This is a genomic window from Lactococcus hircilactis (assembly GCF_009601015.1).
Classification (GTDB): Bacteria; Bacillota; Bacilli; order Lactobacillales; family Streptococcaceae; genus Lactococcus; species Lactococcus hircilactis.
Genome location: NZ_WITJ01000022.1, coordinates 14,556 through 27,471, shown reverse-complemented (window position 1 = coordinate 27,471; position 12,916 = coordinate 14,556). Strand labels below are relative to the sequence as shown.

Here is a 12,916-nt window from a genome sequence, read left to right as displayed (position 1 = left end):
ATCGTAATTTGAGTGCGTGAGATAAGCCCCATGGTGTCAAAGTACCATTGGATATTATGACTTGCAGTATTAGCAAGTGGATTAGACATCTCGTTAATCAGTTCTCTATCGAGTGATACGCAGACAAATGATATTTCTGAACTGGTCTCATGCACTGCTTGGGACGATGCGGGAGACATCAGATAGTCTTTACCGTTTTTTCTAAAGCTGAAATAGCTTTGATGGTTTAAGAACTGAACGTAATCCTGAAGCTTATTATTGACTATTTTTGAAACTGTAAATTTATGAGTTGTCGCTCCTTGGTCTAGGTAGTCGTGAAACTCATCGTTGTAGTAACTTGGTAGCCCTGGAACGTCATTACTTAACATGGCTACTTTTCGTAATTGTGAATCTAAAACATTAATTAGCATTAAAGTATCCTTTCTTGCCAAGTGATTTGAACATCTGGTGGCGTGGTATTCCAAGACGACTGAATAATTTTAAGCTTGCTAATTCCTGGTGGAATGCTGAACGGTTCTGTTCCTGTTACGGTTTCAGTAATGGATGAGATACCGTCAATAGATACTCCACCATCAGCCATCGTGACAGAAATAGCTGATCCTTGCTTATAGCGATTAGGCAAGTCGTCCCATTTCTGAACGTTGTCTTTCCTGCACCAGAATCGCCTTAATTGCATATTTGAGACCATGCCGTTTTTATTTCCAATCCAGTCGCCAATGAAGAAATATACCTTTGCAATTGCAGAATTAGCAAGCTCTGGGATTTGGATTGTCTTTCTACTATTTCTCCAATAGAAGCTGAAAGCACCGCCCTTCTTAAAGAAGTCAGCACTTCCTGTTCTATTATTAAACATCACGTTATTTTCAGGGTCTTTTGTATTTTCCCCATTGTTCATCGTAAATGGCATTGATTGCCACTCTCTAGGATTATTGCCACCGACCCAAAACTTGGCAGCGCCCTTATTTCCTGTCATGTCAATTTTTACAATCCCATAACCAGCTAAGAAGACATCATTTGCATCAGTAAACATCACTTGCGTAACCCCTGTTTGTCCGTTAGCTCCAGCCCATTCAAGAAATCTCATCCAAGCGTAGAAATTAACTGATCCAAGTTGACCATTTGAATCAGCGGGTAAGGTTAAACATTTCATTCCGCCACGTAGTCCAGCAGTAGCCGACCCGAAGTCAGTTACTTTAAGACCAGTAGTCGTGATTGTTTGCCCTTGCCAGTTGTTCGTTACTGTTCTATATCCGAGTTGACCGTTTGTATCACAAACTCCACCAATAGAAGCCACTTGTGGATTAGGCTTTCCTTTGACATCAACTAATTTAGAAAATTGATTATCATTGTCAGAATCGTACAGAATTTCACTATTATGGAGAACAACACCATCAACTTCTTCACGTTTACCAATTTCAAGCGCTCCATTTACTCCAGCGATTCCGAAATAGCCGTTTTCGTGGTTATTTGTTAATGTGAGATTAATCCACGCTGGAAGTGAGCCTTGGTTGTTGATTGTGACATCAACAGAGCCGTCAGAATTAGGAGTGATTGAGCCATTGATTCCGCCTGAGTTACTTAAATTAAGAACGTTAGAGTAGCTAGAGTAAGCATGTCCGTCTGGGACTAGAAATGTGATAGAACCTGATCTATTATCAATAGTGAACGACTGTTCCCCATCTGGCACTGCATACCATACTTTATTTGGTTCGTCATCAAAAATTAGAGCTGTTGGCTCATTAACATTGATATAACTCGCTAATGTTTGCTTATTAGAATTCAGCTCATCAAACATCGTTCCTTTAAGCATATAATCAAAAGATATTTGCTTAGCTCCCCTAGAAGTAGAAATGATGCTAACCCCTTCTTTTTGAGCTACTGAATTATTAGACCACCCAGAACCGACGTCTCTTTTTATGTTTGTAACACTATCAAATAAATCAGAAAGCTGATTGTTGCCAAAATTTATTTTTATAATTTCGTGCATTAATTTTTCCTTCCATTTAAAATATTTTCCATTGACTGGTTAGCGGATTGCTGTTGCGTAATTTTCTTAGTTAAGCTATTTAGATCAAAATTAGCTTGAACTGGTCTATTCATCAATTGATTAATCGCTTTAATAACATCAATGTTTGTACCATTTTCAATCATAGCTTTAAGTATCTTGTTCAAAATTTCCGTTTGTGAACTATTATCAATAACTTGGTTGCTAACGACTAAACTTTGCTTTATATTACGCATATCTTTAAATATTTGAGCATCTGCAGGAACTCCAGTAGTCCCTTTCTCATACTTAGGGATAAGTTTAGCTGTTTCAGATGCTTTAAGAATGCTTGTCCCTCGTGGTAATGGCATCACAACATCCCTAGCTTGTGGGATAAAGCTAGCACCATCTGGAAGCGTAATAAGTTCTCTATAAACTGAACCTTTTTGATCGTTGACCATTGCCATCCCGCCTGGATGATATGGGGTACCAGTAGCATTTTTTGTGATTTTTTCAAATATTTCTTGGAAAATATTTTTATGGGTAGTCGTTAATGTGGTGTTCTTTTCTTTTGGCAAGCTATCAATTGCTTTTTTCGCCTTTGAAACTCCATCTCCTGTCAAGTCTTTTGCGATTAATTCTTTCTCTTTTGGAGATAGTGCATTCCATTCTGAAATTGCATTTGCCGCTCCCCTTTTTTTGTTCAATACGTCTGCGTTATCGGCAAACATTCTCTTAACATTTTCAGGCATTGCATCCCATGCACTCAGCGCAGCGGCTGCAGCACCTTTTTTATTTTGAAAATCTGAATCATTACCAAGTAATTTCTTGACATTTTCAGGCATAGAATTCCAAGAATTAAGTGCATTTGTCACATTCTCTTTTTTGCTCATGAAATCTTTGTCATTTCCAAGCAAATTCTTAGTTGAATCTGGTAAACTATTCCATGTATCTAAGCTTTGCTTACTTTCAGCAATAGCAAGCAATCCTTCTTTATTGCCAATAAATAGCTTCTTATCTTCTGGAGATAATTTGTCCCATTGCCCACTTGCAATAATGGCTTCTAGGATAGAGGCTTTAGCATTCGTTGACAGTTTAGCGTGCTTCATAACAAATTGGATTCTTTCCCATCCTCCCTTTTGTTTTAATGTGTCAGCGACTACTTGAGCAGCATTTGTTGTTATTTTCCCAGTTTTTGGATCAAGAACCATTCCGTTCCAAGTATCGTCTGCCTTCTTAATATCTTCACTCATAGTTTTAGAGTATTGAGCAAGAATTTTAGAACTATCTCCAAGTTCATTAGAGAACTTTTTAGAGCCACTCCCCGCTTTTTTTAGCATATCTTGGAAATTTAATCCAAAATTTTTAAAAGAAGCTGTTTGAGTTCTTACATAGTCAGCATAATCTTGAGAATCTTTCTTCATGCTATTCATAATGACTTGTTGAGTAGCTGCCAAATCTACTCCATACTTTTTCATTATTTGCTCATGTTGCTCGGTATAGGCCTTTGATGTATCATTATATTCTTGGGCGCTCATCTTTCCATTTTCAAAAAGCTCCTTGGCAGCAGCCATTTTTTTCTTATAACTGTCAGTATCACTGCTCATTAGTTTTTCTAAGCTATAAGATACACTATATGCAGTATCAACAGACATATTAGTCATATCGCCATTCAAAGCCTTCATGACTGCTAATTTTTTACTTCCAGTAACTTTAAGAGCATCTAACTCTTGCCCAGCAATAACTTTTTGGTCAGCAATTACTTTTGAACTCTCATCTGCTGTTATTTGCCTATTATTTTTAGCAGCATTATAATAAATAGCAGTCATTTCATCAGTTGATGCTTTAATAACATCTTTTGCTTGAGATCCCCCTTGCTTTAGTTTTTTAATCTGATCGTCTGACCATCCTAGAACTTCCGCATCATTCACAAGTTTATTAGTTGCCTTATCAATATCCTTGTCTGCAGCATCTCCCATATTTGAAATGGCTTGCTTCACATCATTGAAAGCTTTAGGGCCAATAACTCCAAATTTTTCAGTAGCTTCTTTTAAATCTTCAACTTTTCCTTCAAAATTCTTTACTTTTTTATAAGTTTCATCTGGAACGTTGATTGTTCCAAAAACATTGTGCATATCCTCTAGTTTAATTAATTGGTTAAGCACTCCAATAATTAGACCAGCTAATCCAGCAGTTCCAAGGGCTGTGACTGCAATAGGAGAAATTCCCGCCAATATTGGAGCAATTCCACCTAGCTCAGCTGTTAATCCTCCAGCTCCTCCTACTGCTCCAGCTGCAGTGGTAGCTTCTGTTGTTATTCCTGCTAGCGCTAGTTTACCAGCTCCTTTTGCTCCTATTTTTCCAAGAACTCCAGTAAGCCCTGAAACCATCCCAGTTAATCCACTTAATGCTTTAGCGGTTGGAGCAACTGCAGCCGCAGCGATTCCCATTTTTATAATTAATTGTTGAGTTTTTGGATCTAACTTTTCAAAAGAACCTGCCAAATTATCTGTTTCTTTAACGACTGGAATGATTGAAGGTAATAGCTTTTCGCCTAGATCGATTGTCAAAACCTCTAGAGTCGCTTTTGCTTTATTAAAAGCGTTCTTATCCGAATCATTCATTTGATCAGCAAGCTTTTTAGTATAACCAGTAGCATTTTGAGTTTCTTTAGATAAGTTACGTAAGGCATCTCCACCTTGTTCAACCAAGATATTCATTCCTGTTTGTGCTTCTGTTCCAAATGCTTTTGCTATTAACGAACTCTTTTCTGCTTTAGTCATACCTTCAGTTGATTTTTTTATATTATCAATCATTGTTGGTAAGTCAAGATTTCCTTTTTTGAAATCGTCAATACTTACACCTAATTCAGAAAATGCAGCGGCCGATTGTTTTGTCGGTTTCATCAATCGAGATAAAGCACCTCGTAAAGCTGTACCTGCTTTTTCTCCCTCTAAACCATTATTTGAAAGCAGTCCAATTGCGGAAGAAACTTGTTCTAAACTCCATCCGAGCGAGTTAGAAACTGGCCCTACATATTCCATTGCCGTTCCCATATCCTCAAAACTTGCTGATGTTTTGTTAGCGACAAATGTTAAACTATCTGTTACTCGTTCGGTATTTTTAAGCATTGACGCTGTATCGTCGGTTTTTAATCCGAATTGTTCAAGAATCGATGTTGATGTTGACATAACCGTTCCAAAATCATCTCCTGAAGCTTTAGCGGCATCCAATACAGAAGGCATTGCTCCAACCGTTTGATTAAAGTCATACCCACGCTTTATCATTTCTTCCATACCCTCATTAATGGAAGATGTATCAATACCATACTGTTGTGCCCATTCTTTAGATTTAGACGACAATGTGTCAATTTGCTTTGATAAGATATTAGTTGGTGTGCCATCTGACAGTAAGGATCTAATTTCTGTCATCTTACCGTTGAAGTTAGCGGCTGCTTGAACTCCTTTAGCAAATACTGCTGTTACTGCTAATGATGTAGGAGCTGAAGCTGAAGCAATAGAATTAAGCCCACCGCTTACCTTCCCGAATCCTTCGGACATTTTTGGCAAAAGTGACGTTTGTCTATACTGTTCTTCTGCAGCTGATTTTAATTCTGCTTTAAATTTTGCCATTTGAGTGCTTGCCCTTGAAATATCAGCAGCATATTTTTGAGTACTAGAGCTTGCTTTGCCATCGACAAGCGAACCATCATAAGACTTTTTAAGTAAGTCCAGCTGTCGTTTTTGAGCTTCAATAGTTTTAGTCAAGACTTCCATGGGGCTTTTAATTCCATCTACTCCATGGCCAAACGCAGAAAAGGACGTCTGAGACGTCTTTAAATCATTTTTTAACGCTGATAACTGTTTGGATACCCCTGTTACTCCTTTAGCAAAGTTGGAGTCATCAAGTCCCATCTCAATTATCATTTTTCCTAAAGGTGCATCAGACATAGTATTCTCCTTGATTTTTTATCGTTAATTCAAGGATAAACAAAAAACGCCCCTAAAAAGTAGCGTTTTTATATGTTTATATTAGATTACTGTATTATTTCCATGTTCCATCAGCGAATGTGACGCTAAATGGGCCGTTATCTGTCGCATCAAAGTATGCTTTTACTTTTACGGTTTGCCCAACATTTACGGAATCAGGCATCGTATTATCGTATGTATTTGAGTCAAAGTTCAAAACATTGCCATCTGCTCCATAAGCGTTAAAGGATTGGATATTGAAATCATAAGCAGAGTCTCCGATATTCTTTACTGAAATTTCTACAACTAAAGCTTTGCTTCCACTTGGAGCGTCATCACTTAGTTCTATATTTGGGTCTATAGATGCGCTAATTATGCTAACTTCAATTTTAGAATTTCCTGACTTGCTTTCAAAATCAGATGACTGACCAAAAGATAATGTTTCAGATTTTGAATCAGAAGATTCTGTTGTTGAGCTATCTGTTGTTGAGCTATTTGTCACACCATCTATAACAGCCTTAAATGCATCACTAGCGTATGAGCTATAATCGGGGACATTCTCTCTCATATAGCTCTCAAATTTTTTATTTATTTCTATTCCCTCAGAAGCTGATTTTTTAATTGAGCTTATCTTTTTATTAGCTTCTGATATCTTACTTTGTGATGAACCGCCTATAATTACACCTATTAATGCAATTATAATACAAACAATAGCAATCCAAAACCATATTTGCTTATAATACGATACTCTTACTTCTTTTCCATCTTTCATAAATTTACTCCAATGTTTTTTATTTAATTATACACCTTTTATAAACAAAAAAATAGCTCAATAAGAACTATTTTAATGACTGTCCGAATTCCCACAATGACAGTACTTTTTCTTGATTATCTGATGATTTTTTACCATCAATAACATTAGCGCCCATTATTGCAACGAGTGTCTCAAAATCAGTGCTTAGAATATCAGATAATTGATATGTTCCATTAGACATCAATGTTTTAACAAAGTCCAGAAACTCATCACGAGCTTCAACGGCTGTTATTTTCCCTTTTTTGGGTCACCAGTTTTACCTTTCGTACCAGTGATCGTTTCAAAGATATCTTTAATAAAGTCTTGAAGCTCCCACGCTGGGACACTAGCAAGAATTATTTTAGTAGTCACTTTAGGGCTATCGAACAATCCAGCGATAAAATCAATCCGCTTCTTGTAAATATCAGAAATAGAAAGCTTTTCTGCATTTTCTTCAATCTCAACAGCCATATCCCAATAGTCAAGTAGCTTTTGACCACTAACATGTTCTTGAGTGATAGTGAATTTACCATCTTTGTCTAAAAGGTCAATAGATAGCTTAGCCATTATTGACCACCTCCAGAAGCTGGAGCAGTCATCAAAGCATCAGCTTTAATTTCTGCAATACCAGCTGCATCAGTAGATGTTCCTGTTCCTACAAAGGTAGAGTAGTACAATCCGTTGTCATCAGAACCAATTGCAAAACTGATTGCTTCTGATTGGAGCTCTGTTTGTTTACCTTGAACAGTATTAAATTCAACACCATCAGATGAGAACATACCGTCAACAAAAGCCATGAGATATGGATTGCCTTGAGGTGTCACATCTTCCAATAGAATTGAACAGTATGGAGATGTACGGTCTGCAGTGGCTTTATATACACCATTGCTTGATGCTGTAATACCAAGAACTGCATTTTTAACTTTTTCTGGGAAGTCCATGATGTCAAAGTCAACTTTACCATCTCCTACACCTTTACCAGAAATTGCATATACTTTATTTGAAGAATATGATTTAACAGCTTCAACAGCAAGTCCTGAAACTTTAGCTGATACCATACCACCATTATCTTTTTTACCTTCGATAACGAATTCATTTGTTCCAAGCGTTGGGCTTGATCCATCTTTTACACGAATTGTTAAACGTTTAAAACCAATAGGAACTGACATTTTTAATTCTCCTTTTTAATAATTTTCGTAAAGATTGCTATTGCCTTCATAAAATCGAGCATCAACATATCTTTTTGTTTCTTCAAAATATTCATCTAATCCGCCTGACATTTGGAAAAATCCAAGCGATATTAAAATATTTTCTACTTTACTTTGAAGCTTTTTAGCGATCATTCTGTCAGTAGATTCAATACTGACATGATAAATAAAGTGCTTAGCTAGTGAACCGTTACTACTAAGAGCAGTTTGTAACGGTGGACCACTAGGAGTTACTGTGATACTCGTTAAATTTTCAGCTAGTTTTTCATACCTCACATAACTTTTGAGACCGCCTGTTTTTTGAATATCCATAATATCCGAATCTGCAGATAAAGCCTTCATAATCTCATTTAGCATATCGTTCATTTGATTAATTCCTCCAAATTCTGACGTGCAGATTCTACAAACTTATTACCTTGATCATTTGAAAATCTTTGCAATGCTCCAAAGCTTCTATAATGATAAACTTTACCATTCCTAACAAATCCATTATTTTCAAGGTGGACAAGCCTCCAATGCTTACCATTGTTACCAATTTTTACAATCGGAAAACCAGATGCACGAGAAATGCTACCATGAACGACTCCTTCAACAGTATCTCCACTGTTTGCAAATTTAGAAAGTTCGCTTTTCAATCCAATTACCGATTCATCAGCAGCCGCTCTCAAAGCTTTATTTTCAATCGATCTGACACGAGTTTCACTAAATTTTTCTCTCAGTTTAGCTTCGAGCGCTTCAAATCCTTCTATCTTCATATAGCTATTCATTCAAGTTCGTTCCTTTCAATATAAGTTTAAGAAACGTACGATCATGAAAATCTTGCTGAATATCAATGATATTCCATTCTTTACCTGAATAACGTGAATCATCAATAACTACTTTATCGTCATTCTTTGGCTGATAACCAGTTAATGGATCACGAATTTTTATCGTAACCCCATTTTTTACATTTTGACTTCCTAAAATGGTTAGATCTTTGTTACTTGGGGAGTAGACATCTGCATAAGTTTTGAAAAGTTCAATAGGATCACCTCCTCTACCGTCAAATGACGTGTCAAGACCTACTCCTTGAAAAGCAACCTGTGTTCGCATTGTTCCGTTATTGGTACGATTAGATGATTTAAGTAATTTTTGCGATTTAATCATTGCGTCTCTCCTACATCATCAGTACGCTGATTAGCTAGAAAAACATCACGGATATTTTGCTTATAATTCTCCTTAAATTCATCTAAAGCATCATTGTAAGTATAACGTGAACGCTCAAAAATTAATTCCTTAACTTCTGGATCACTTGCATCAGGAACTCCAACTAATCTAAGAATTGAGGTATAAGAGGCTATGAGCATATCTGTTAAGTTAGCAAGTTCGTCAGAATCATTAGTACTGATTCTCATTCTTTGTTTGAATGAATTAAGGTTATCATTGGCCCAAGTTTCTGCAGTACTCATATTTAACTCCTATTATTTATCTTCTTTTTCCTCCACTTTTTCAACAAAACCAGGGAGCTTTTTTTCAAGCTCCTTGAATCTTGCTACCGTCGCTTCAAACACTTCGCCAATTTCTCGGCGTGCGTCCTCTTTTAAGTCATCAAAGACTGCATTAACTTTTAACTTCATTGGCTACTCCTTACCCAGCAGGTACGGCCGCAATTGTAACAAGCGCTGATACATTGTTATCTTTTGGTTTGCCCCAGTAGAATGATTTAGTCGTGTACAATTGCAAGTCTTCAAGAGCAAATGTTTGGTCAAATTCTGCCATTGTCATTTTTCCACGGTACGCGTTGTAACGATTAGCGACAAATACAATCCCTTTACCAGCAGGCACAGCCATTGATTGAATTACAGCGATATTGAAAGGTAAGATATCAACCCATGCTCCATTTGCGTTCAAATACAAGAACATTGCAGTAAAATCATAGTAATCTTGAGGATTTACTAAAATTTTTGCTTGTCCAGCAATATTAAGTGGGACTCCCTTTGCACTAATTGATAATTTTTTCATGACTGGAGCAAGAATTTTTGCAGCCTGTTGAGAAACTTCTTTAGAACCATCTAGGGTAGAAAGTTTAGAAAGGTCGGCAGATACTGTTTTGTCTCCATATGTAGTAGTTCCATTGACAACCGTTGCGTCTTTAATCAATCCAACTGGTTTATTATTACCATCTCCACTTACCAGCGCTGTTTCAAGAGCTACTGCAATAGCTTCAGAGATTTGCAATACAATAAAAGTCTTAAGCCAATCATAGCTATAATCAAGAGCATCCTTAGGAATTACAGCGTATGCAGTGAGTTTGTTTTGAGAAAAATCATATTCACCGAAGTTTTGGTTCAATTTTCCTTGGATATCTCCAGTGAATGTTCCCCATACTGCCGTTCCACCGTTGTAAACTCCGTCAGATGTAATTGCTTTTGTACGAAGTCCCATATCTTGGAAGTTAATTACATCAAGCAATGGGTGAGAGTAAGTTAGCTCATCAAAGACTTGGTTAATGATTTCGAGTGGCAAAGTTTTTTCTACGTTTCCAATTCCTGAAGTGATATCATTGAAGAATTTCACTTCTTCTGCAGACATTACTCTGCTCGTCTTAGTTGCCATCAATGAACTAATTTTTTCGTCAGTTGCTTCTGAAAGTTTTTCGATAATTTCAGAACCCATTACTTCCATTGATTTTGCGAACAACTTTTGTTGCTCTTTTTCGTCTGCTCCTTCAGCTACTGCGTTTGTATATTTTTCTACAGCCGCCGAATAATTAGGTAATTTTGCGTAATCCATTATTTTATTCCTCCCAGAAAAAGTGGTTTAAATTTTTGATTTTTAGGCGGCTTTACTGCCGTGTTATTAGCTTCAAATTCTGCTTTTACTTCAGATATTTTTTCATCAATCATATTTTTAATTGATTCCATTTGATCAGAAGTGAATTTATTATCTAATGAACTATTCTTTTTATCATTAGTTTTTTTATTAATCATATTTTTAATCTGATTAATTTTTTCTTGTGGTAAGATTGGGGAAATGCTTGCAACCATTTTCACTTGCTTATTATTCTCAAATAAAATTTCATCTGCCATCCCAGATTCCAAGGCCTGCTTAGCGTTAAACCAAGTTTCATCGTCCATCATTTGTTGCGCATCTTCTACTGAAATATTCATCTTTTTCGCATAAAGATTTGCCAAATTATTGCTTGCCCCAGTTAAGAACTTGCCAGCATCGGACATATCTCTGTAATCTCCTTGAGCAAGTGACGATACATTGTGAATCATCATTTGTCCAATAGGGGAAATCCCTACTTTATCCGCTGCCAAAATCGGAAACGTTGCAGCACTTGCACAAAGGCCAGAAATTTCAGCAGTAACTTTACCTTGATATTTGCTCAAGTCTGTGAAAATTTCACTCCCAGCAAACACCGAACCACCGCCTGAATTAATTTGGATAGTTACATCTTCTCCGTTAGCTTCATTCAAGAAATCATTAACTTTTTTAGGCGTAATACATTCCATCCCGAACCAGTCGTAAACTTCTGCATCATCATTATCTGCGACTGCGCCATTAAATTTAAGTGTTTTCACTAATATTTCCTTTCTCTTCATAGTTTTTAGTCATAATGACCTTATCCCCATCAGGTAATGGAGATAATCCAGAAGCCTCACGGACTTCATTAATTTTCACAATTCCACTAGATCCTACTTTGTCAATAGCGTCCGCACGGTCAAGAATATTGATTGTCTTGAATCCAGTAAGTTCTATAGTTTTACCAGAAGAATATCCAGATTGTTTTAACAATAAGCTTATAAATCCTTCTGAAATTTTATTTGCAATTGGGATAACTGCAGACTCAATCGCTAGATCAAGGTTTTCAGAATTATTTGCAGTTTCTCCAAGAACTAATGCTGGAGGTATTCCAAGCAATCCAGATATTTCAGTAATGAATATTTTTTTCAAGTTTCCAAAATCTGTGATTTGATTTTGAATATTAGAAGCCTTACTTGCAGAAACTTCATCATATGCTGATTTAGCCTTACCGCTATCTGGAATGAAAACTACTGGATCACTTAACAAACGCTTAGATAGTGTTTCTGAGTATTGCTTTTGTTCCTTTACTCGTTCATCATCTTCAAGTTTATTACTAACGGGTATACTCAATTTAGCCCGTAATTGACCAACTCTAAGCTGGTTTGTGACTAGTATTCCAAACAATCTTCCGTAGTCTTCCCACATAGTATTCACATAGTCGTTAATTCCCTCATTGTCATTTGACAAATGAAAGCAATTGACGCCCTGAGTAAATACGTTTTGAAAATATTTTTGAGCAAATGGCCCTGAATTAGGAGCATTAGCAACACTATCAGATGAGAAATTAATCGTAACGCCTGTATAAGTATTACCTGAAAGCATCGGAACAGTAACAAAATTATCAGCAATGTAAAAATATCCGTCTACGTTTATCACTAACAGCTCGCCATCTAGTATTTTTTTAACCATAGCTACTTTAAACTCGCTTGCTGTCTGGTTAGGATTAGGCTTCACGTTAAGCAAGTAGTCAAATTGTGATTCTGCAATTGAATCGTTTTCCTTATAAACAAAATCGCCTTTGGATACTAGACGTGCAAGGTATGTTGTACAAGTATCTAGCGCTACCGTCTTCATGCTCAGACTAACTTGAGCATTGAATAGCGCATCATATCCTGTGAAATCTGTTCCGTTAATCGTTGCTTTTACTGATGCCCAAATGTCAGAAAATAGTCCCACATTCTCTCCTTTCCATACTTTTAATTCAAGTTTAATAGAAAAGTAGAGTGAAAAAGTAGCGTTTTTAGGAGATGGCGAAACAAAAAACAGCCAGCAATGACTGACTGATAAATAATTAAATATTTTTCCATGCAACGGGTTTAGGCATTGCAATCGTATAGTAAGCCAGGGAGTCGAACCCTGAGCGCCTGTGCCGTGCTTGCTACGCTGGTTTTAT

14 protein-coding genes and 1 pseudogene are annotated in these 12,916 nt (G+C 36.7%); all 15 read right to left on the bottom strand.

The genetic code is table 11. The features are described 5' to 3' along the window. Positions 1-410: pseudogene (locus GHI93_RS11565) on the bottom strand (phage tail protein); the annotation flags it as partial. Next, positions 410-1,987, bottom strand: coding sequence for a distal tail protein Dit (locus GHI93_RS11560; protein WP_153497182.1), 1,578 nt, complete (start codon positions 1,985-1,987; stop codon positions 410-412). The pseudogene GHI93_RS11565 and the gene GHI93_RS11560, both read right to left, overlap by 1 nt. Continuing rightward, entirely contained in the window at positions 1,987-5,934 is a 3,948-nt protein-coding gene (locus GHI93_RS11555) for a phage tail tape measure protein (RefSeq protein WP_153497181.1), read from the bottom strand. The genes GHI93_RS11560 and GHI93_RS11555 overlap by 1 nt, the downstream gene beginning before the upstream one ends. Positions 5,935-6,028: 94 nt before the next feature. Next, positions 6,029-6,724: a DUF4352 domain-containing protein gene (locus GHI93_RS11550; RefSeq protein ID WP_153497180.1), complete on the bottom strand. Its 696-nt coding sequence runs from the start codon at positions 6,722-6,724 to the stop codon at positions 6,029-6,031. A 67-nt stretch (positions 6,725-6,791) separates the two neighbouring features. Continuing rightward, entirely contained in the window at positions 6,792-6,947 is a 156-nt protein-coding gene (locus tag GHI93_RS11545; protein WP_153497179.1) for a hypothetical protein, read from the bottom strand. Positions 6,948-6,994: 47 nt separating this feature from the next. Continuing rightward, positions 6,995-7,312: a phage tail assembly chaperone G gene (gene gpG, locus GHI93_RS11540; protein WP_153497178.1), complete on the bottom strand. Its 318-nt coding sequence runs from the start codon at positions 7,310-7,312 to the stop codon at positions 6,995-6,997. Then, the gene (locus GHI93_RS11535; protein ID WP_153497177.1) at positions 7,312-7,914 is read right to left on the bottom strand and encodes a major tail protein; all 603 of its coding nucleotides are present in this window, start codon (positions 7,912-7,914) and stop codon (positions 7,312-7,314) included. The genes gpG and GHI93_RS11535 overlap by 1 nt, the downstream gene beginning before the upstream one ends. Before the next feature lie 15 nt (positions 7,915-7,929). After that, complete coding sequence (locus GHI93_RS11530) at positions 7,930-8,319, bottom strand: hypothetical protein (protein WP_153497176.1); 390 nt, start codon at positions 8,317-8,319, stop codon at positions 7,930-7,932. After that, entirely contained in the window at positions 8,316-8,720 is a 405-nt protein-coding gene (locus GHI93_RS11525) for a Maf family protein (protein WP_153497175.1), read from the bottom strand. Before GHI93_RS11525 ends, GHI93_RS11530 begins: the two co-directional genes overlap by 4 nt. Then, the gene (locus tag GHI93_RS11520; protein ID WP_153497174.1) at positions 8,713-9,099 is read right to left on the bottom strand and encodes a phage head-tail adapter protein; all 387 of its coding nucleotides are present in this window, start codon (positions 9,097-9,099) and stop codon (positions 8,713-8,715) included. Before GHI93_RS11520 ends, GHI93_RS11525 begins: the two co-directional genes overlap by 8 nt. Further along, positions 9,096-9,401 carry a helix-turn-helix domain-containing protein gene (locus tag GHI93_RS11515; RefSeq protein ID WP_153497173.1) on the bottom strand — a complete coding sequence of 102 codons (306 nt, stop codon included), beginning with the start codon at positions 9,399-9,401 and terminating at the stop codon, positions 9,096-9,098. Before GHI93_RS11515 ends, GHI93_RS11520 begins: the two co-directional genes overlap by 4 nt. Positions 9,402-9,413: 12 nt before the next feature. Beyond that, complete coding sequence (locus GHI93_RS12875; protein ID WP_170272446.1) at positions 9,414-9,569, bottom strand: hypothetical protein; 156 nt, start codon at positions 9,567-9,569, stop codon at positions 9,414-9,416. Positions 9,570-9,579: 10 nt separating this feature from the next. Further along, positions 9,580-10,725 (bottom strand): phage major capsid protein, encoded by a 1,146-nt coding sequence (locus tag GHI93_RS11510; RefSeq protein ID WP_153497172.1) that lies wholly within the window; start codon positions 10,723-10,725, stop codon positions 9,580-9,582. Further along, on the bottom strand, positions 10,725-11,519 hold the full coding sequence (locus GHI93_RS11505) for a head maturation protease, ClpP-related (protein WP_170272445.1): 795 nt from the start codon (positions 11,517-11,519) through the stop codon (positions 10,725-10,727). Before GHI93_RS11505 ends, GHI93_RS11510 begins: the two co-directional genes overlap by 1 nt. Then, positions 11,506-12,699: a phage portal family protein gene (locus GHI93_RS11500; RefSeq protein WP_170272444.1), complete on the bottom strand. Its 1,194-nt coding sequence runs from the start codon at positions 12,697-12,699 to the stop codon at positions 11,506-11,508. The genes GHI93_RS11505 and GHI93_RS11500 overlap by 14 nt, the downstream gene beginning before the upstream one ends. Between the last annotated feature and the right edge of the window lie 217 nt (positions 12,700-12,916).